The 20,631-nt window shown below is 48.7% G+C and carries 15 protein-coding genes; 8 read left to right on the plus strand and 7 right to left on the minus strand.

Translation table 11 applies throughout. The annotated features are described in order from the left end of the window. On the plus strand, nucleotides 1-2,130 hold the full coding sequence (locus K7X24_RS15020; RefSeq protein ID WP_224555586.1) for an HlyD family efflux transporter periplasmic adaptor subunit: 2,130 nt from the start codon (nucleotides 1-3) through the stop codon (nucleotides 2,128-2,130). A 328-nt stretch (nucleotides 2,131-2,458) separates the two neighbouring features. Next, entirely contained in the window at nucleotides 2,459-4,189 is a 1,731-nt protein-coding gene (locus K7X24_RS15025; RefSeq protein ID WP_224555587.1) for a polysaccharide lyase family protein, read from the plus strand. Nucleotides 4,190-4,357: 168 nt separating this feature from the next. On the opposite strand, the gene K7X24_RS15030 is transcribed toward K7X24_RS15025, so the two are convergent. The 4 genes from K7X24_RS15030 to K7X24_RS15045 form a co-directional block, all read right to left on the minus strand. Continuing rightward, nucleotides 4,358-4,807: a lysozyme gene (locus tag K7X24_RS15030; RefSeq protein ID WP_224555588.1), complete on the minus strand. Its 450-nt coding sequence runs from the start codon at nucleotides 4,805-4,807 to the stop codon at nucleotides 4,358-4,360. Nucleotides 4,808-5,249: 442 nt separating this feature from the next. Further along, on the minus strand, nucleotides 5,250-5,516 hold the full coding sequence (locus K7X24_RS15035) for a hypothetical protein (protein ID WP_224555589.1): 267 nt from the start codon (nucleotides 5,514-5,516) through the stop codon (nucleotides 5,250-5,252). 204 nt (nucleotides 5,517-5,720) lie between these two features. Further along, nucleotides 5,721-6,347 (minus strand): DUF2589 domain-containing protein, encoded by a 627-nt coding sequence (locus K7X24_RS15040; protein WP_224555590.1) that lies wholly within the window; start codon nucleotides 6,345-6,347, stop codon nucleotides 5,721-5,723. Between the two features lie 82 nt (nucleotides 6,348-6,429). Beyond that, complete coding sequence (locus tag K7X24_RS15045; protein WP_224555591.1) at nucleotides 6,430-7,056, minus strand: DUF2589 domain-containing protein; 627 nt, start codon at nucleotides 7,054-7,056, stop codon at nucleotides 6,430-6,432. 445 nt (nucleotides 7,057-7,501) lie between these two features. Here K7X24_RS15045 and K7X24_RS15050 point away from each other — a divergent pair, with 445 nt between their 5' ends. Continuing rightward, on the plus strand, nucleotides 7,502-8,956 hold the full coding sequence (locus tag K7X24_RS15050; RefSeq protein WP_224555592.1) for a M20 family metallo-hydrolase: 1,455 nt from the start codon (nucleotides 7,502-7,504) through the stop codon (nucleotides 8,954-8,956). Between the two features lie 151 nt (nucleotides 8,957-9,107). On the opposite strand, the gene actP is transcribed toward K7X24_RS15050, so the two are convergent. The 3 genes from actP to acs form a co-directional block, all read right to left on the minus strand. Then, entirely contained in the window at nucleotides 9,108-10,766 is a 1,659-nt protein-coding gene (actP, locus tag K7X24_RS15055) for a cation/acetate symporter ActP (RefSeq protein WP_224555593.1), read from the minus strand. Continuing rightward, on the minus strand, nucleotides 10,763-11,074 hold the full coding sequence (locus K7X24_RS15060; RefSeq protein ID WP_224555594.1) for a DUF485 domain-containing protein: 312 nt from the start codon (nucleotides 11,072-11,074) through the stop codon (nucleotides 10,763-10,765). The genes actP and K7X24_RS15060 overlap by 4 nt, the downstream gene beginning before the upstream one ends. 124 nt (nucleotides 11,075-11,198) lie before the next feature. Continuing rightward, a complete protein-coding gene (acs, locus tag K7X24_RS15065) occupies nucleotides 11,199-13,160 on the minus strand; it encodes an acetate--CoA ligase (protein WP_224555595.1) in 1,962 nt (653 codons plus the stop codon). A gap of 893 nt (nucleotides 13,161-14,053) precedes the next feature. Here acs and K7X24_RS15070 point away from each other — a divergent pair. From K7X24_RS15070 to K7X24_RS15090, 5 genes are all read left to right on the plus strand, one after another. Continuing rightward, the gene (locus tag K7X24_RS15070) at nucleotides 14,054-14,446 is read left to right on the plus strand and encodes a transcriptional regulator (protein WP_318012701.1); all 393 of its coding nucleotides are present in this window, start codon (nucleotides 14,054-14,056) and stop codon (nucleotides 14,444-14,446) included. 760 nt (nucleotides 14,447-15,206) lie between these two features. Further along, the gene (locus tag K7X24_RS15075; RefSeq protein ID WP_224555597.1) at nucleotides 15,207-17,576 is read left to right on the plus strand and encodes a TonB-dependent siderophore receptor; all 2,370 of its coding nucleotides are present in this window, start codon (nucleotides 15,207-15,209) and stop codon (nucleotides 17,574-17,576) included. A 349-nt stretch (nucleotides 17,577-17,925) separates the two neighbouring features. Next, complete coding sequence (locus K7X24_RS15080; protein ID WP_224555598.1) at nucleotides 17,926-18,450, plus strand: sigma-70 family RNA polymerase sigma factor; 525 nt, start codon at nucleotides 17,926-17,928, stop codon at nucleotides 18,448-18,450. Beyond that, nucleotides 18,447-19,394 (plus strand): FecR domain-containing protein, encoded by a 948-nt coding sequence (locus tag K7X24_RS15085; protein WP_130621934.1) that lies wholly within the window; start codon nucleotides 18,447-18,449, stop codon nucleotides 19,392-19,394. Before K7X24_RS15080 ends, K7X24_RS15085 begins: the two co-directional genes overlap by 4 nt. A 169-nt stretch (nucleotides 19,395-19,563) precedes the next feature. Further along, on the plus strand, nucleotides 19,564-20,574 hold the full coding sequence (locus K7X24_RS15090; RefSeq protein ID WP_224555599.1) for an AI-2E family transporter: 1,011 nt from the start codon (nucleotides 19,564-19,566) through the stop codon (nucleotides 20,572-20,574). The last annotated feature ends 57 nt before the right edge of the window (nucleotides 20,575-20,631 follow it).

The raw sequence follows: 20,631 nt of genomic DNA on the forward strand, positions 1-20,631 counted from the left end.
ATGGCCGGAGGTGCGACGTCGGCCGCTGGGCTCAGCCCGCTGCGCGATGAACTGATCCTGCACGCTGGCCCCGCTAACCGTGACGGATCGCCTAGCTGGACGCTGGAAGATCCGCTACGTGGCCTCTATTTTCGTATCGGCTGGGCGGAAATGGCGATGCTATCGCGCTGGTCGATGGGGAACGCGGCGCAGATCGTGGCCGAGGTTAACCAGACTTCTGCACTGACGCTCGATGACAGCGATGTGCAGTATTTCAACCGTTTCTTGCAGGCCAACAGCCTGACGCGGGTTTCTGGCGATGAGGCAATGGCGCAGTTTTCCCGTCAGGTGGAACAGTCGCGCGTTTCGATCTGGCGCAAGCTGTTGAAGAACTATCTATTTTTTCGCATTCCCTTGTGGCACCCCGATCGCTTTCTGGGCGCGACCTTACCGTGGATCGAGCCGTTTTTCAGCCGGACTTTTCTCAAGCTGACGCTGCTGGTGGCCGTGCTGGGGCTATTCCTCGCCGGACGCCAGTGGGAAACGTTCAAGCATACGTTTCTGCATTTCTTCACGCTGGAAGGCGCAGTGCTGGCAGGGCTGACGCTGTGTTTTACCAAGATTCTGCATGAGTTCGGCCATGCCTACACCTGCAAGCGCTTTGGTGCGCGGGTTGCTACGATGGGCGTCGCGTTTCTGGTGATGATGCCGGTGCTGTACACCGATACGTCTGGCTCGTGGAAACTTACCCGCCGTCGGGAGCGGATGGCGATTGGCGCAGCGGGCATGATGACCGAGCTGGTGCTGGCGGCGTGGGCGACGCTGGCATGGAGCTTCTTGCCAGACGGCATGCTGCGCAGCGCCGCGTTTATGCTGGCGACGACAACCTGGATTATGACGCTGGCGATTAACCTCAGCCCGCTGATGCGCTTCGACGGCTATTTCCTGCTTTCCGATGGATTACAGATGCCGAACCTGCAAAACCGAGGCTTTGCTATCGGCCGCTGGCAGATGCGGGAATGGCTGTTCGGCTTAGGCGATGCCCCGCCGGAGCACTTTCCCCGCTGGCTGCAACGTACGCTGGTGGGCTATGCCTTTGCGGTGTGGATATACCGTTTCTTCCTGTTTACCGGTATCGCGATTCTGGTTTACCACATGACATTCAAACTGCTGGGGATGCTGCTTTTCGCGATTGAAATCGGCTACTTCGTGGTGATGCCGGTGGTGAATGAAGTACGCGAGTGGAGTAAACGCCGTAAGGATTATCGTATGAACCGTAATATGACGACAACGCTGACTGTGAGCGCTGTGATTCTGCTCTTGCTGATGATTCCCTGGCAGCGTGGCGTGTACGCCCCAGCGCTGCTGCGGGCGGAACAGCAAAGCAGCCTGTATATGCCCGTACCTGCGATGATTCAGCGCATTGACGTACAGGTTGGTCAGCCCGTGCACGCCGGGCAGACGCTGTTTACGCTGTCGTCTGACGCGCTGGCGCACGAACGGCAACAGCTGGAACGACAAATCGCTACGCTGAACTGGCAAAGCACCTTTCAGGTATTTAACAAGGAAGCGGCTGGCGATCACCAGCGAGTAAAGCAGGAACACGAAGCGGCGCTGCAAAAATTACAGGTATTGCAGCGCCAATCTGAACAACTGACGGTGCGTGCGCCGATAGACGGCGTGGTGGCAGACATGGCGACACCGCTGGAAACGGGTGAGTGGCTGGGGCAGGGGGAATGGCTGGCGGTCGTCACCAAGCCAACCGGCGGGCTGGTGGAAGCGTTCGTGTCGGAAAAAGACTGGCAGCGGCTCCGCACGGGCGCAAAGGGGACGTTTTATTTACAGGACGTGAACCGCTCGTCGCTGCCGCTCACTATTGTGGAGATTGCCAGCACGGCAACCCGCGATCTGAACGCCGCGCCGGAGTTGGCATCGATTTACGGCGGCGATATTGCCACGTTGAGCGACGCACAGCGCAAGCTGCATCCTGAACAGGCCGTTTATCGCGTGTTGCTCAGTCTGCCTGACGATTATCGTGCCCAGCCGCAGGTGCTGCGTGGCACGGTGGTGATGGACGGTGAGGCGCAAAGCCTGCTGATTCGCGGCTGGAAAGTGGTGTCCGCCGTACTGATTCGCGAGCTGTCATTCTGATCAGTTTTAATTTCTGCGATGTCGATCCTGACTTTCTTCCTGCTATTGCCAGATTCTTGTTGTTGCTGGCAGTGGCGTGAAGGAGGGGGCTTATCCCCTCGATTATGTTGTTCCTGTTATCTCCATTCTATCTGTTTAAAATAGCTGATTTTTTTACATTAGTGGCAAGGCTGCGACGTGACATCGAGATACACGGGGCTACCACGGTGCGAGGTGTCCCTGCGGGAACCTCATCACCGTGTTTCCCCTAATATCTGGCATTGACCGTTACCTTGAACCGCCGCGATGAAAATTATGATTTAACTGACTGAACACAAGAGGGCTGACTGTGAAGCGATCTGTCTTGTTGTTGGTGGGGGCCATGCTGGCACCCTATGGCTATAGCGCGCAGGATAATGCGGTGTCGTTATCCGTTTCTGGTTTGAATACCATTCTGGATAATGGCTTGCTAAAAGTCGCGTTTGGGGAGGATGGCAGCGCGGTAAGCATGGTGACGGGAGGCAAAAATATCGTCACTAACCTGTCCGGCGCGGTGCGCGACCCGAGTAAAACGCGTAGCGCTTATCTCGATTACTATATTAACGATGCTCATGCTAAAGGCGTCAAAGATTTTGTCCCCGAGCGGGTAGAGGTGCTGCGCAACGATCGAGATATAGCGCATGTGGCCTATATCGACGACCGGGACGGGCTGTTACGACTTGAATATCACCTGATTATGCGTCGCGGCGTTAGCGGGCTTTATAGCTATGTCGTTGCTGAGAATAGCGGAAGTCAGGACGTTAAAGTCAGTGAATTGCGTAACGTCTATCGCTTCGATCCCGCCCGGTTAGATCATCTTTACAACGGCGATCGTCAGGGTAAGCCGCTGCTCTACAGCCAGCTTGAAGCGTCGCCGAAGGTGCAGGATGAAACCTGGCGATTGCCGGATGGCAGCATTTATTCCAAATATGATTTTGCCAGTTACATGCGTGCTGCGCCTTTCTGGGGCGTTTTCGGTAATGGTGTGGGCGCGTGGCTGATTCACGGCAATCGGGAGTATTTCTCCGGCGATGCGCTCAAGCAGGATCTGCTGGTGCATCAGGATGCGATCATCCTGAACTACATGACGGGCTCGCACTTTGGTACGCCGGATATGGTCGCCCCGCCGGGCTGGAAAAAATTCTACGGTCCGTGGCTGCTGTATATCAATCAGGGCGATACCGAACAAATGCTGGCGGATGCTCAGCGCCAGGCGCTGACGGAAGCTGTCGGTTGGCCGTACAACTGGGTCAACGATTCCCGCTATGCGCGCGATCGCACGCAGGTGAGCGGACGCATTGCCAGCCAGCAGCCGGTGACCATCGTGCTTTCGTCATCGCTGGATGAACCGTTCGATGTGCAAACCCGTGGCTATTCGTATCAGGCAACGACAGACACGCAGGGGAATTTTGTAATCCCTCATGTTCGCCCGGGCAATTACCATCTGGCGGTATACGCCAACAGCGGTACGCAGCCGGGAATATTAGCAGAACAAACGCTGTCCGTTTCCGGTGATAAGCAAGTGCTGCCTGTGATAACCCTACCGAAAGCCGAACCGGTTGTTTGGGCGATTGGGCAGGCCAATCGGCAGGCGAGTGAATTCCGCTTTGGCAATGAGGCCCGCAACACCCGCTGGCAGCATGAGGTTCCTGCAAACCTGACGTTCGATATTGGCCGCAGCGACTATCAGCACGACTGGTATTACGCGCAGACCAAACCGGGAAAATGGGATATCCGTTTTGCCCTGCAACCTGAGAAAAAAAACTATTTCCTGAATATCGCACTGGCGGCAGCGAGCAACAGCGGCATGAGCGAGCCGACCATGCCACAGCTGGCGATAGCAGTGAACGGCAGCACGTTGGAAACGCTGACTTACGAAAACGACAAAGCCATTTATCGCGGAGCGCTACAGAGTGGTCGTTATCACATCGCCCGCATCCCTGTGTCATCCCGCTTTCTGAAAAACGGCAACAACACAATCACGCTGCAATTAAAAGGCGGCAGCGTGATGTATGACGTGGTGACGTTAAGCGAAGAGTAAACTCGGTTTTTACAATATGAAATATTGGCCTAGAGAACTGGGAAACTCTGAGTTTGGTGATGCGTTCAAAGCCAGTGCGAAGTGTTGTTAAATCAGCAAGCAGAAAGCTAATGATTTCACCTGCGTCCCTAGGTTTATAGATGCTAGGGGCGCTGGGTGATAATATTTTTATGCTGTTACAAAGAGATCTCTTTCCATTTTTCTACGGTGTGCAAGCCCTGGTATTTCTTTCCCACCAGCGTGATCCCATTTTGAAAACTCAGTGGCTGCAAGTGTATAATTACCTTGATTCAGGTACTTTAATAATGTTGATTTTCGTACATTCTCAATACCGATATTAAAAGCGAGGCTGACCAACGCATCAAATTGGTTTTGATTAAGAGGTACGGTAACAATAGTATTAATATCACGTTCAAAACATTTAAGGTCTTCGTGTAACAAATCCTCCGCTTGATTATTCGATAATTCTTCAGGAAAATGTTCTCCTGGTAGGAGCAGATGTCCATAGCCAATCGTCCATTTCCCAACCACATCCTGATATTTTTTAAGTCTGAGCCCTTCAAATGTTTTTATCAGTTCTAAACCTGGTTGGCCGATTTTATGCGGTACGTTTTCCATAGCAAACTCCATATATAAACGTTAAAATTGGTAATTAGTCGGTGAACCATTGTCTTTAATTATGGGGGCTGTCACTACCTGAATTCCATTAAAAAAATAAGATACTGTGTATGGGGATCTGAATTTCTGTCAGGAATTTTGATATTAATAACCTTTTTTTCACAATGCCTAAACCATCGTGTCAGAATGCCAGGTTTTCCGACATATAATATATCTGGCTGGCATTTTAAACTGTATGCAAAAAAGGAAATGTGTAGCGTGCTTTGGTAACAATGACAGTCCAGAACAGGCAGAAGGTTATTTAGTGGTTGCTGGGTACGCCAACTGAGATCAATAAGTCGGTTCACATACTGATGCGCCATATCATGATCAATCTTACGCTGCGCATGTTGGTGCGATCGATAAATATTGTCGGCTATCTGTATGATAGATATGCGCATGATCAATCAATCCATAATGGCTTACGTTCAAAATCAATGTGATAAACCAACCATTGTTGTATCACCTGATGTTCTCCCATATTGAGTAAGATAAAGTTTTTCTCAATACCAATGATTCGTCCCTTCGGAGATTCCGAAAGACAGCGATTTACTAGATCTGTCGCCCGCAGAGCATCTTCTTCCGAGTAAGGAACAGAGGGGGTTGGGTTACCGATAGCAATGCGCTTTACAAATCGAATGCCTGAGAGGTCAAAAACCTGTGATGTCATTCAATTTCTCCTTACCAACAAGTTGATAGATATAGGGTAAGAAGAGATCTTACCCTGAGTTTATATATCCGTCATACTTCAAGTTGCATGTGCGTTGGCTGTATTACTCGGCCCTTCCATGTGCCTCGCCCTAAAGAGCCAACGCTTTTTGTTGTTCAAAACGTTAACGTTTTGTCCTGAAACTCGAATTATTTAGGGTATAGTCTACTTGCTGTCGGCGTCTTTGTTCGTGTTAGCTTGAGGTTTGGCGACAGGTTGAATGATGGTCTGCATAATATCAAGCACACGAGAAAGGCCTTCAGGCATACCTTCATCAGCAGCATGGACTTCAATATGGTATTTTGCCGAATTATCCGTCTTTCTGGTGCTTTCCTGATGGGCACTGACATTACCTTTTATTTTCACACCCCAGCCAAATAACCCACCGCCTGCATTGAGTCCTGTGCTTTCATCTGATGATTTTTTTTCTTCTACGGCTGATTTTACTTCCATATCGAAAGTAATATCGACTTTCTTTACCGACAATGCAGGTATATTGACAATAGAAAGCAACGGGACATTAATTTCCATATCTTGAAGGATATTGATGATTCCTTCATTGGTTTGTTGTGGAATGTTCTGTTGGTATTCAAATTTAATATTTCTCACTTCTTTTTTATCAATAATATTTTCATTACCATCTTTGTAAGTCGTAATAAAACCGATTTCATTGATAAAATCCACAGTGGCCTTTGCCATCATAACCTGAGCCTCACATGCTGCCTGCAGTGGCGCACCGATGAGTGCATTCATCGGAAGACCATTAAATTGATTCGCGATTTCATTTGCCATGATTGTGATTCCTTCAGCTGTGGGTTAATTCATTGTGAATGATGTATTTAATTAATTATTTTTTGGCTTTTTTTATGTGGAATCACTTTGATAAATCATCATTACGGTTGTTCTTTCCCTGTTTTTTTCCCGTATAAAAATAACCTTGAGCATTGTTTATCAGTTCGTTCACCATTCTGGAGACACCTTCAGGTGTGTCCTGATGAACAATTTCTATTTTTATCTTGGCTAATAGGCTATTTTTGTTTTTTATGATTCCACTACCAAGATCTACTTGCAGAGATGGTTGCTCCTCTAATAGTTCGGGTTTGTCTTGAACATCATTAGCGAATAGCTTTATCTGTTCATTATTATGACCTGGTTCGAACTCATCAAGATTGGTGAGCCCTACTTCAAATTCGGCGGAGGCTTTTTCAATCCGCACGCTACTGAGTGGAACCAGATTAATAAAGGGAACGCAATAGTAATCAATATCATCATCTGTTGCACCTTCGCGACGAGAAGGAAGACCGATTTTCAATCTGCGTGGGAAAATTCCTGGCAGCATATTTTTTTCATCGCTGACAGACAGATCGGGATCTTTTCTACGTTTTTTTTTAAAAAAACGTAGAATATTTAGCGATTGCGCTTCGGCAACATCATCTTGTGCCTGTGCCATTGATTTAGCTAAAGCGGTAATAATACTGCTTAAAGACGTGTTTTTTGCCATGACTATTCTCGCACTCTGAATGTTGCAGGAGATATTGTACAGCGCTATTGCTATTCCCATGGATATGCGTAAATGACGTTTACACATATCTAGATTATTCGAAAGTAGCTCATTTGGCATCACCCTTTTTCTGATTAATTTTTCACCCCTAATAAAACCCCCTGTGTTTTTACTGTATAAATTTGCATTTAAATGTGGTTTTATTACTAAGGCTTGATTATTCTATGTCTGACTCACCCCTCGTAGGGGGGGGTAATTTATTGTTTTACATTTGTTTTTATTTTTTTGTTACCACTTCACCCCCATGAACAGAATTTTTTATGAAAAGAGGGGGTGATGTTAATTTTTATATTTACAGAGTGAGAAAAATCACAGTATATACAGTGATTCAGATGAAGTAATTATTAGTATTAAAACTATTCCATTAGCTACCTGGTTCATTATTATGAATGAATTATTAAATTTTATTGCGCAGCGAGAAGGCGAAGCGATCAATTTTCATCGGGAATTGGTTCGTCGTCCTGCTATTAATCCTGAACATGGTGGTGAAGGAGAAGAAATAAAGGCAAGGTGGATAGAGGAGTGGCTATATCAAAATGGTCTTTGCCGCGTTCAGCGTATGGATGCGTTGGACGTTCAGGCGAATAATAAATTAAGACCCAATTTGGTGGCGCATTTTCTTCCTGCGGGGTGCAAGCACACGCTATGGTTAGTTACGCATATGGATATTGCCGCTCCGGGGCCACTGGAACATTGGATGAGCGATCCGTTCATCTTGCGTATTGATGGTGATAGATTGTATGGCAGGGGCGTAGAGGATAACAATCAGGGAATTGTCTCGGCCTTATTATTGCTGGATGCCATAAAGCAACTGAAGATAACGCCGCCAATGGGGATTGGGATTATTTTTACCAGTGCTAGTATTATTGATTACACGAAAGGTATCAGCCATGTTTTGAATAAAATCCCACAGTTATTTCGGGCTGATGATCTGATTGTGGCACCCGATTATGGCAATGAGAACGGCAGCATTATTGAAATTGGCGAAAAGTGCAATGCTTGGGTGCGTATTGATGTCAAAGGCCGAGCATATCATGCTGGGTTTAGTGAGGGGCCAAACTGTTTTGAGGCAGCTGCTCGCTTTATTTCCCGCTTGAAGCACGTACGTCGTCGTTATGCTTGCCCTGACCCATTCTTCTTCCCTCCCACATCAACGATAACCCCAACACATTCTGAAACCAACAGTACGGGGCTGAACCATGTCCCTGCCAATTTTGTGTTTTACCTTGATATTCGCCTGATGCCAAATTGTAGGCTGGAATCGGTGATGAATGACCTACAGCAATTAGCTCGCCTTATTGAAAAACAGGAAAGGGTTTTGTTCACCTTTTCTCCTATAGAGATCACGCCAGAGGCACCGATTACTTCCGGACACTCACCGGTAATTCGTATCCTCTCGGATGCTATCGAGAAAGAATTAAGTGTTACGCCACGTCTGGTCGGGGTTGGTGGGGTGACAATGGTGTCTGTGATTCGTTCTCTGGGATTGCCTGTGGCAGTATGGGGGATCCAGCAATCCAGCAAGAATCAAGTAAATGAAAGTATCAGTCTTAAGGCCCAGTTAGAACAAACTCGTATTTTTGCCCGAATGTTATACACATCGCCGCTAAAATTATCCAAGATGATGCCGCCTCAATCGATTCCTTGTGTGGGAGCAAAAAATATCACACCTGCGGAACAATCGGTCGCCAGGTTAGTAGGGCTTGGCATGAGTAATGAAAACATGGGTGAACAACTCAATTTGAGCGTCAACACGATTAGAACGCATTTGAAAAATCTCTACCGCAAAACGGGTGCTAGTAATCGGCGAGAATTACAGCGTTTGTTTATTTTGAAGTAAGGGTATGCGGTTGGCTTCAGACTATTTATATGCCTTAATTTGAGTTATCTATTAGCGAGTGGTTAAAAATAATTGGCTTAAATTTCAATGATATAAATGATTTTTTTCAGAAAAAAACTGACCCGTATTGTACGGGCCAGTGAGAGGGAATCTAGTGGGAACTGCTGCGTGATGCGCCGACGCCGGTTTGTGAGCGGACAAACTGCGCATGGAAGCGTGCGCGTTCCTGCTGTCCGGCTTCGGAGCGATCGGTGATGGAGAAGAACCAGATACCGATAAACGCGACCAGCATGGAGAACAATGCTGGATAATCATAGGGATAAATAGGGGTGGCATGACCGAGGATTTTCACCCAGATCGTCGGCCCCAATATCATCAAAATTACAGCCGTCAACAGACCCGCCCAACCGCCAATCATCGCTCCGCGTGTAGTCAACTTAGACCAGTACATGGAGATGATAATAATTGGGAAGTTACAGCTCGCAGCGATGGAGAACGCTAACCCAACCATGAAGGCGATGTTTTGGTTCTCAAACAGGATACCGAGCGAAATAGCCACCACACCCAGTACCAGTACGGTGATTTTTGAGACTCTCAGCTCATTGCGCTCCGTCGCTTTTCCTCTCTTGAACACGTTAGAGTAGAGATCGTGGGACACGGCAGACGCACCTGCTAGTGTCAGCCCAGCAACGACGGCCAGAATGGTGGCAAAGGCCACGGCAGAGATAAAGCCGAGGAAGAAGTTGCCGCCGACGGCATCGGCCAAATGCACAGCTGCCATGTTATTCCCACCGATGAGCGCGCCTGTCGCGTCTTTAAACGCTGGATTGGCGCTGACCAGCAGAATAGCGCCGAAGCCGATGATGAAGGTCAGGAAGTAGAAATAGCCCATGAACCCCGTGGCGTAGAACACGCTTTTTCGTGCTTCTTTCGCATCGCTGACGGTGAAGAAACGCATCAGAATATGCGGCAGACCGGCCGTACCGAACATTAGGCCCAGCCCGAGAGACAGCGCGGATATCGGATCAGAAACCAGTCCTCCAGGACGCATAATTGCTGCCCCTTTTGGGTGAACTGCTACCGCCTGTTTGAACAGCTCGTCAAAGCTGAACCCCACGGATTTCATCACCATGACGGCCATGAAGGTGGCACCGAACAGCAGCAGGACCGCTTTGATAATTTGTACCCATGTGGTGGCGAGCATACCGCCAAACATTACGTACATCACCATCAGAATCCCGACCAGCACCACCGCGACATGGTAGTTGAGGCCGAACAGCAGCTCGATGAGTTTCCCCGCGCCCACCATCTGCGCAATGAGGTACAGAGCCACAACCACCAGCGAACCACAGGCGGAGAGGCTGCGGATCGGGCGCTGTTGCAAACGGTAAGATGCGACGTCAGCAAAGGTGTAGCGCCCGAGGTTACGTAGCCGCTCTGCGATCAGAAACAGAATAATCGGCCAGCCAACTAAAAAGCCGAGTGAATAAATCAGGCCGTCGTAACCGGAGGTGTAGACCAGCGCAGAAATACCGAGGAAGGATGCAGCGGACATGTAGTCACCTGCAATCGCCAGTCCGTTCTGGAAACCGGTGATGTTGCCGCCTGCCGTGTAGTAATCACTGCGTGAACGCGTTTTCTTCGATGCCCAGTAAGTGATATACAGCGTGCCGCCAACGAACAGCAGAAACATCACGATAGCCTGAATATTCAACGGCTGGCGCTGGACATCCCCCGTGAGTGCATCTGCTGCCCATGCAAGCATTGGCAGCGTCAAAAGTCCGAACAGTATCATAAAGCGTATTTTCATTGCTTTACCTCATCCAGTAACTGCTTGGTCAGACGATCAAATTCACCGTTAGCGCGATACACATAAACGCCTGTCAGAATGAAGGAAATCGCAATCAATCCCACGCCAATTGGAATACCACGGGTAATGCTGGAACCTAGAGCAATCGGCGTTCCCAGCCAGCCAGGTGCAAAGGCGATGAGCAGAATAAAGCCGACATAAAGCACCAGCATGATCAGTGAAAGAAAAGCGGCAAAACGCTGTCGCTTGTTGACCAGTTCTCTGAATAAGGGGTGACTTTCAATCCGTTGATAAATGGCATCATTCATCGTAAGTCTCCAGTAATCTGTAGGGTTGAGTCTTGCCGCGACGTTACCGCCTGATTTATCGCCAGCCGCATCCCCGCAAGCCACGTCATGGCTTACGGGAATGAAGAGTGCGGTGGGTCAGGGGTTATTGAGAGGCGGTACTCATGGCCTGCTTTTCTTCGAGCAGTTTTTCGACGACGCCAGGATCGGCCAGCGTTGAGGTATCCCCCAGATTGCTGGTGTCACCGGCGGCGATTTTACGCAAGATACGACGCATGATTTTGCCGGATCGCGTTTTTGGTAAAGAGTCAGTCCAGTGCAGGATGTCCGGTGTGGCAATCGGACCTATTTCCTTACGCACCCAGTTGCGAACTTCCGTGTAGAGCTCGCTGGACGGTTCTTCCCCGTGGTTTAGCGTGATATAGGCATAAATGGCCTGTCCTTTCATATGGTGCGGAATGCCGACCACGGCCGCTTCGGCAATTTTGGGGTGCGCCACGAGCGCAGATTCGATTTCCGCCGTCCCCAGACGATGCCCGGAAACGTTCAGCACGTCGTCAACGCGGCCCGTGATCCAGTAATAGCCATCTTCGTCACGGCGTGCGCCGTCACCACTGAAGTACATGCCTTTAAAAGTGGAAAAGTAGGTTTGCTCGAAGCGATCGTGATCGCCAAACAGCGTTCTTGCCTGACCTGGCCACGAATCCACGATCACCAGATTGCCTTCACAAATGCCTTCCTGTGGGTTGCCGAGATTATCGACTAACGCAGGCTGTACACCAAAGAACGGACGCGTCGCGGAGCCGGCCTTAGCTTCGATCGCGCCAGGCAGAGGGGTGATCATGAAGCCGCCTGTTTCCGTTTGCCACCAGGTATCGACGATAGGACATTTACCATTGCCGATTTTGTTGAAATACCATTCCCAGGCTTCTGGGTTGATAGGCTCGCCGACGGAACCCATGATCCTGAGCGACTCACGCGATGTGCCCTCGATCGCTTTATCACCTTCAGCCATCAATGCGCGAATCGCAGTAGGAGCGGTATAGAGAATGTTAACTTTATGCTTATCGACCACTTGTGCCATACGGCTGGCGTCCGGCCAGGTTGGTACACCTTCGAACATTAGCGTAATGGCCCCGCATGCCAACGGACCATAAAGCAGGTAGCTATGCCCCGTGACCCAGCCAACATCTGCCGTACACCAGTAAATGTCGCCAGGATGATAGTCGAAGACATATTTGAAGGTCAGTGCAGCATAAACCAGATAGCCGCCAGTGGTGTGCAACACGCCTTTGGGTTTCCCCGTCGAACCTGACGTATAAAGGATAAACAGCGGATCCTCCGCATTCATCTCTTCTGGCGGGCAATGATCGTCTGCTTTTTCAACCAGCTCGTGCCACCACAGGTCGCGTCCGTCCTGCCATTCATTGATTTTACCCGTGCGGCGGAAAACGATAACGCTGGAAATGGTGGTGACGTTCGGGTTCTTTAACGCCTCATCAATATTCTTCTTCAGCGGAATCACACGTCCGGCGCGTACGCCTTCATCGGCGGTAATGACCAGTTTGGCGCTGGAATCGATGATACGCCCGGAAATCGCTTCGGGGGAGAAGCCTCCGAAGATCACCGAATGAATCGCTCCAATTCTGGCACAGGCCAGCATTGCCACGGCTGCTTCTGGCACCATTGGCATATAAATAGCAACGACATCGCCTTTTTTGACGCCCTGTGACTTCAGCACATTAGCGAAGCGGCACACGGACTGATGTAGTTCACGGTAGGTGACTTTTTTACTTTGTGTCGCATCATCGCCTTCCCAAATGATGGCGGTCTGATCGCCACGCTCGGCCAGATGACGATCCAGGCAGTTTGCTGCCACATTTAGTGTACCGTCTTCAAACCAGCGAATACGGATGTGTCCAGGGTCAAATGAGGTATTTTTGATCGTTTCATAGGGTTTAATCCAATCGACGATCTTTCCCTGCTCACCCCAAAAGGTAGTGGGATCGTCAACGGACAGCCGATACATATTCTCGTATTGCTGGGCATTTATCAGTGCATTTTCCGCAATTGCGGCGGGAATGGTGTGTTTATTATGTTGTGTCATATCGCTTCTCCTTAAACATGTTAATGCTATGTCAAATGATCGTTAATTGTAGTTAACGAGTTGTCTTTGTTTCTTTTTTGCGCGATTGATCACGCAATGTAGGAAAAGCAATGAAGTGTTACTTAAAAGATAGTCTTTCAGTTCATAAAGCAGGCAGCTTTTTTGCAGTAGCTGAATCACAATAAGTGATGTACGTCACAATATGAAAGTCAGCAGAGTTATCGACGCTGTTATAATGCCATTAACGATCAATTCATTGTTTTCAATAGATTATATCTATTGTTATCAAGTTTTTGATCGCCCTTTACGATCAAAAGGCATAAAGATCCCGCTTATTCAGCCGATAGTAAAAATCCTGTTCAGAGTATATTTCTACGTGAGCCAGTTATTTAGCGTGTTTAACGATGTTTTATGTGTTGATTTTTTGTTCTAATTGTTAATTATATGTAGGCTATTAATGAAATAGATTTATCTGATTAGCAACGAGCAAATAAGTGTGAATAATCTACACTTTAGGTTGGTTCCATAGCACTGCATGAGGCTTCTTAAAAACGGTAAAGATGCAGTGGCTAGTAGCTGACAAAAAAAAAGATAAAGTGTTATTTTTTCTTATTCAGAAATATCTGGTTTCCAAAAATAAATAACGTAGATATACCCAACATCACTGACGCTGAGTACGTCGGCAGGTGTTTGAGCTCCAATAGCCTGAAAACACGTAGCGGTTTAGGTTAGCGAAATTCACCCTTTTCGTTAGGTGATTTTCTGGAGGGGGAGAACACTATTAATCCGGAAGCCTTTTAAATTCCGGTAGGTTGATTGCTTATCAATGGAGTGCCATGTAGTCATGGTGCGCTGTGAGATATCTTTTTACATAGCATGATGCAGAGGAAACAATGAGTCTGATATTTGGCCGGAATGAGATTTTAGGCATGCTTTCTCAACCAGTTCAGAACGATCGGCGTGCTGTGGCGGTGATTGACGAGAAGTGTAAGGTCGTTTGCGCGAATTCTGCCTTCAACGCCCATTTTGGATTGCGTGCTGAAATGAATACGCCCGTCTCAATTGATGATGTACTACCTATCAACGTGAAGTTTGCCTATCACGACTTTATGACGAATTCCAACGTGTTGAGTACACGTGTGGTCTCGGATCTGCTGTCGGATGGCTTTACCAAGAAGCAGTTAAGTACGCTGTCTTTTTCTAAGCTGAACGTTGAAAACCGAGTGCTCTCCTTGCTGATCCTTAATCAGGATGTTGTCGAGCCTTCGACAAATTTAGCCTCCTAAGCTTGAATAAGCTGAGATTATCTGGCTTGAAGAGCAAGAGGGGATATTCCTCAGTAGAAAGTAGCGACAAAAGAAAAATTTTTGTTATTAACATTGCTATTGCTAATCTGTTTTCACTATTCTCAATAGCAATCGATTGCGTTGATTATTCCTTGACGCGCACTTTTTGCCAATGGAATGCTAAAATAGCACCGATTTTTCATTAATGGAGAATAAAAGACGTTCTTTATTGCTCATGTAACTGTTAAAAATTAAGAAAAAATAGAGAGTTATGTATTCTATGCAATTTTATTGCATCTAATATGCTTCTTTCTAAATAAATCGCGAAACGTTTCGATACCATTCTGTTTTTTTCTTACCTATTCCCCTTTTCTTTCTGTGTATTCATGGGCTATCCCTTGAAGCTTTCTGCTTATTAAACATAGATAATAAGCTCCGAAAATTTTCTGGATTTTTAGCGTTTGGAATCCAAAAGGATGACAAATGAATAACTAGACTCCCGTCTAATTATTGATAATGTTAAGCCAATATTGTGCTCATCACCATACAGCACTTTTTGGCAAAAATAGCGTCAAATTTTTTTACTTGTAATAGTATTTTTCGCGTATGGATTTCCTCATATTGATAACATTTCTACGTAATAATTCTTATTCATCGCACATTATCTCAATTATTTTCTGATTTTTGGTTCCCCTTTTTACTCCCTCAATTGGCATTGCTTCTGAAAACAAGCATTTCTTATGCGATAGGGGGATAAATAATGGTTAAATTCAGTACCCACTTGTTGGCTCGTACTTTACGTGCTGGGGTACTTGGGGCATCGTTTGCCTCAGTGCTGCCAATAGCGGTGGTCTATGCTGCATCTACTGTACCTGTCCAACAATATGCAGTGCCATCCGGCCCGCTCAATCAGGTGCTCAATCAATTTGCCCAACAGGCTGGCGTATTACTTTCTTACGATCCGGCAGTTGTGGCGGGTAAGCGCGGTGCGGGGTTGCAGGGGAACTACAGCGTTGAGCAGGGTTTTCAGCAGATCCTCAGCAACAGCGGCCTAAGCACACAGTACAGTGTCGATGGCAGCGTGACGCTGGTGCAGCGTACGGCGAGTGAGCCAGTTCCTGTTTCTGCGCCTGTTGTCGCTAAAAACGATCGGATCGTCGTCACCGCTCCACCGAATACCGCGATGAAGCTGGATGTGCCGATTTCAGAGACGCCACGTGCGGTTTCGGTTGTGACAGAGCAGCAGATCGAAGAGCGCGGTGCGCAAAAGATCGATCAGGCACTGCGCTATAGCAGCGGTATTCTGGCAACGCCATACGGGCCGGACAATAAAGCCGAATGGGTGACTATTCGTGGATTTAGCGATCAGTCTCGGTTCCAGAATGGCCTGGCTACGCTGAATGAAGATGGATTCTACGGCCAGCAGATTGAGCCGTTCGGCGTCGAGCGTATCGAAGTTCTGAAAGGCCCTGCCTCCGTTCTGTATGGGCAAAATCCGCCAGGCGGTCTGGTTAACGTCATCACCAAACGGCCAACGCGTTTGCCGCAGGGAAAAGTGGAGCTGGAATACGGCTCTAACGACTATCGCCATCTGGCCGTTGACAGTGCGGGTCCATTAAACGATGACGGATCGGTGCTGTATCGGGTTGTTGCGCTGGCGCGTGATACCTCGGGTGAGATGGATTTCTCGAAGAGCAAGCGCCTTTATCTGGCACCGAGCGTCACGTTCCTCGGAGAAGACACGGAACTGACCGTGTTAGCCAGCTACATGGAGACGAAATCCGACACAACCAACGGCTTTAAGCTGCCGTACGGCACATTACATGGCACGCCGTTTGGCAAAGTCGGCTATAAAACATCGCTAGGCGAACCAGGTATGAACCGCCACGATACCCGACAGTTCAGTCTGGGCTATGAGTTCACGCATCATCTGAATGATACTTGGACGTTCCACCAGAATGTGAACTACACCTACCTGAATTTGGATCTACGCAATGCTTATGCGCTGAGTATGGCTAATGATCGTCAGGCTAATCGTGGGCTGACCTACCGTGACGGCTTTGCGCAAAACTGGGCTACGGACAATCGGTTAGTGGGTGAATGGCAGTGGGAAGATATTGAAAACACGCTGTTGCTCGGGTTCGATTACCGCCGTGCCAATACACAAAGCCGCGATGGAAATCTGTACGCCTTTGGCAGTCCTATCGATATTTTTAACCCAGTTTACGGCAACTATACATCGCCAGACAGCCAACTGTTCGATCACCGTTCTGGCCGCCATCAGACGGGTTATTATGTTCAGAACCAGATTAAGTATGACGAGCATCTGATCTTCTTGCTGGGTGGACGCTACGACGTGGCGAAGTCTCGCGACCGTAATTTCTCATCAGGCGCGGATACTCGCACCGACGATACCAAATTTACCAAGACTGCTGGGGTAATGTACCTGTTTGATAACGGCATTTCCCCTTACGTCAGCTATTCGGAATCATTCCTTCCGGTGTCGGGTCGCGATGGTTATGAACGTCCTTATGTGCCGGAAGAAGGCCAGCAGACGGAAGTTGGCGTGAAATATACGCCGGAAGGCTTTAACGGTTATGCCTCTGCTGCCCTGTTTAATCTGGAACAGAAAAACGTCAAAACGACGGATCCTAAAAACCCGAGTCTAACTATTCAGGCGGGTGAGGCCCGTTCACGCGGCCTCGAGCTGGAATTGAACGGTGAGGTTTATACCGGTCTGACGCTTACGGCAAACTACACATACAACGAAGTGGAGACGACCAAATCAGGTACCGTCGGTGAAGTGGGTAAACGCCTGCCGGGCCTGCCTGAACATATCGTGTCTGGCTGGGCGACTTATGCCTTTAACGGCAAGCTGGAAGGATTAAGTATCGGCAGCGGTGTGCGCTATGTGGGCAGCTCTTACGGTGACATTGCCAATTCAGCGGACATGAAGGTTCCTGCTTATACACTGTGGGATGCGATGATCGCCTATGATTTCAGCAAAGATTGGCGTTTGCAGGTTAATGCAACCAACCTGACCAACCGTGAGTATGTCAGCGCCTGTAACTACTGGTGCTACTACGGTGAAGGCCGTAACGTTAGCGCGAACGTCAGCTATCGTTGGTAATCTTCTCGACGCTCTCTGAAAGAAGCCCTTGGCTTCTGAGGTTGCTAACAAAGTCCGTAGAGCGGGAGTAACGGATAGATCGTAAAGACGCTGCAAGTACGTCCATGTAAGCTCGAGCCGCGCCATCCTTGGCGCGGACGCTTTACTCTTCTATTCCGTTACTCCCGTTTTCGTTTGACAGATAGGTTTGTCAACGGCCTGAGAAGCTCTCGGGCTTCTTTCTTTTTGCATGCACGCCATGCGGCCTCCTCCTTTTTAGCGTAATCGACATGATAAATGTGAATAGTCGTTGACTTTGCTTTTAATGATAATGAAAATCATTTCATTGCTGTCACATTGAGCGAATACCGTGAAGAGTCCCGCCGCTGTCTGCCTCCATCAGCCTGAAACCTTAAATGTTCAGCAGATTTATCATGACCATCATGCCTGGTTACAGGCGTGGCTGCTTCGACGTTTGGGGTGTTCACAGCAGGCTGCGGATCTGGCTCAGGATACGTTTCTACGTTTGATCTGCCTGCATCAGGCCGATCGCATCCGTGAACCACGCGCCTGGCTGACGACTGTCGCCCACGGGCTGGCGGTCAATCACTGGCGACGTAAAGACATCGAGAATGCCTATCTTCAGGTGTTGGCAGAGCAGGAGTTTACTTTTGCTCCCTCGCTGGAACAGCAGGTTATGGTGGTTGATGCATTGATGGCCATCGACCAGATGCTGGCGACGCTGCCGGGCAAAGTGCGTCAGGCATTCTTGTTCGTGCATCTTGATGGCTTGACCTATCGGCAGGTTGCTGAAAAATTAGCCGTTTCCGAGCGGATGGTGAAAAAATATATGGCACAGGCAATGCTGAATTGTCTATTGTGTCAGGACTTATGATTTCCTCTATTACTTCTTCTATTCCGAAAGATGTTCTTTATGCCGCCTCCGAGTGGTATGCCACGCTGTATGACGAAGACTGCTCCGAACTCGAGCGTCAGGCATGGCAACGATGGTTACATCAGGATGAAACCCACCGACTTGCCTGGCAGCAGGTTGAACAGATTCACGCCCGTTTCCATGCGGTAGACAGTCAATTAGCTTCTTCGGTGCTGAGCAAGCGGGGTGGGGAACGTCGGCGCATGCTCAAATTGTTGGCGATTGCCAGCCTTACCGGAGGTGTGGGTTTTAGTCTGCCGTGGGAAAGCTATGCGGCCGATTACCACACGGGGACGGGGGAAACGCGTGAGCTCAACATCGAAACGGGAATGACCGTCTGGCTCAATACGGATTCGGCACTGAATCAGCAGGGCAACCCTGCATTGTCTCAACCGCTGACCTTCCAATTGATCAAAGGCGAATTGATGCTGGACAACCAAACGGCCCACGCAGCCCGGTTGACCACGCCCCATGGCGATCTCGCGGCTTCCGCGCATTCCTGTCAATTAGCGCTGCGCTATACGTCTGCCCACAGCGTCCTTTCCGTTTTTAGCGGTGAGGTCTTGCTACAAACGGCGGTACCCGCTGCGCAGCGGGTGACGGCAGGGCAACAGGTTATCTTTACCCGCGACAGGAGCAGTGAACCCGCACCCGTTGAGAATTTCCGACAGAGCTGGCGCAAAGGACAACTGGTCGCGGATAACATGCCGCTAGGACAGTTTGTTAATGAAATTGCCCGCTATCACAATGGTTATTTTCATGTTGATTCTGCGGTGACGACGCTACGGATTTCGGGCGTTTTTCCGCTACATGAAACCGATCGCCTGCTTGAGGCTGTTGCCCGGACGCTGCCAGTGAAGGTGACCCGGCGTTTCTCCTGGTGGGTGGATATCCGACCGAGCTAAAACACTGCTGGTATTTCGCTGATAAAACACCAAAAATATCCCCCGTTTGTATCACTCGCAGAATAGACGTAAATCTGGCGCATATATATCAATCTGTTGGTACCGAAAAAGGCGTAGCATACTCCACAAAGAGTATCCTCGGCGTTGCCTCTTCATACGGGATGTCATCATGCAGTTACTGAATCTGAAACAAGCTCGCCTGTTGAGCTTTTTCTTTATTATGGGTGGCCTGCTTATATTGCTGCCTTTACGCCTGCTGGCCTGCTTTATCGCCGGTTTTTTGGTGTATGAAATTGTGAATTTACTGACGCCCTATTTCCAACGGGTCATCAGCGGTAAGCGCGCCCGCTGGATTGTTGTCGCGGTGATCAGCACGCTGGTCGTTAGCCTGCTGAGTCTATTGTTTGGCAGCCTGGTCGGGCTGTTGATGCAGGAAATGAAGGATACCGCCGCGTTTAATGTGCGCATTGGCTACATCCTCAATGACATCCAGCAGCAGATCGTCCACTACTTACCGGGGTATCTGCCGGTCAGTATTGAAGAGCTCCAGCACGAGCTGCTGCAATGGATTCAGGCGCATATTGTGATGTTGCAGAATATGGGGAAAAGTTTTCTACATGGTTTTGTGACGATGCTGATTGGTATGGTGCTGGGCGCGATTGTCTCGCTTTATAACGTCGATAAAGACACGGAAAAACCGTTACTCAAAGCGGAGCTACTGCGTCGAGTTTCGCTGTTGTCGGCATCGTTCCGCAATATTGTTTTCGCTCAGGTGAAAATCTCTGCGGTTAACACGGTACTGTCTGCCATTTTCATTCTTGGTGCTCTGCCACTATGTGGTATCCATCTGCCGTTTGCCAAAACGCTGGTGGTGCTTACTTTCGTTTTCGGTCTGCTGCCAGTGATTGGTAACCTGATCTCCAATTCGATCGTTTTCCTGTCTGGCTTATCGCTTTCGTTGCCGATTGCGCTGGTTGCGCTGGTGTATTTGATGCTGATTCACAAGTTTGAGTACTTCCTGAATGCACAAATCGTTGGGACGAGGATCAAAGCGCACGCGTGGGAAATCCTGCTGGCGATGTTGGTGTTTGAAGCAGCGTTTGGCTTGTCCGGTGTGATTGCGGCCCCGATATACTACGCTTACCTGAAAAGCGAATTGAAAGAAGCTTCGTTGATTTAATCCTGCATTTTGGCAGGCGATTGATGCGATCGTCTGCCTATCCTACCCGTTCTGTTA

Source organism: Pectobacterium versatile (genome assembly GCF_020166435.1).
Classification (GTDB): Bacteria; Pseudomonadota; Gammaproteobacteria; order Enterobacterales; family Enterobacteriaceae; genus Pectobacterium; species Pectobacterium versatile.

What these genes read in the sequence shown, in the direction of transcription:
- K7X24_RS15020 (WP_224555586.1), top strand. Translation starts at nt 1, where the DNA reads ATGGCCGGAGGTGCGACGTCGGCCGCTGGGCTCAGCCCGCTGCGCGAT.
- K7X24_RS15075 (WP_224555597.1), top strand. Translation starts at nt 15,207, where the DNA reads ATGGTTAAATTCAGTACCCACTTGTTGGCTCGTACTTTACGTGCTGGG.
- acs (WP_224555595.1), bottom strand. Translation starts at nt 13,160, where the DNA reads ATGACACAACATAATAAACACACCATTCCCGCCGCAATTGCGGAAAAT.
- K7X24_RS15070 (WP_318012701.1), top strand. Translation starts at nt 14,054, where the DNA reads ATGAGTCTGATATTTGGCCGGAATGAGATTTTAGGCATGCTTTCTCAA.
- actP (WP_224555593.1), bottom strand. Translation starts at nt 10,766, where the DNA reads ATGAAAATACGCTTTATGATACTGTTCGGACTTTTGACGCTGCCAATG.
- K7X24_RS15050 (WP_224555592.1), top strand. Translation starts at nt 7,502, where the DNA reads ATGAATGAATTATTAAATTTTATTGCGCAGCGAGAAGGCGAAGCGATC.
- K7X24_RS15085 (WP_130621934.1), top strand. Translation starts at nt 18,447, where the DNA reads ATGATTTCCTCTATTACTTCTTCTATTCCGAAAGATGTTCTTTATGCC.
- K7X24_RS15045 (WP_224555591.1), bottom strand. Translation starts at nt 7,056, where the DNA reads ATGGCAAAAAACACGTCTTTAAGCAGTATTATTACCGCTTTAGCTAAA.
- K7X24_RS15090 (WP_224555599.1), top strand. Translation starts at nt 19,564, where the DNA reads ATGCAGTTACTGAATCTGAAACAAGCTCGCCTGTTGAGCTTTTTCTTT.
- K7X24_RS15040 (WP_224555590.1), bottom strand. Translation starts at nt 6,347, where the DNA reads ATGGCAAATGAAATCGCGAATCAATTTAATGGTCTTCCGATGAATGCA.
- K7X24_RS15060 (WP_224555594.1), bottom strand. Translation starts at nt 11,074, where the DNA reads ATGAATGATGCCATTTATCAACGGATTGAAAGTCACCCCTTATTCAGA.
- K7X24_RS15035 (WP_224555589.1), bottom strand. Translation starts at nt 5,516, where the DNA reads ATGACATCACAGGTTTTTGACCTCTCAGGCATTCGATTTGTAAAGCGC.
- K7X24_RS15030 (WP_224555588.1), bottom strand. Translation starts at nt 4,807, where the DNA reads ATGGAAAACGTACCGCATAAAATCGGCCAACCAGGTTTAGAACTGATA.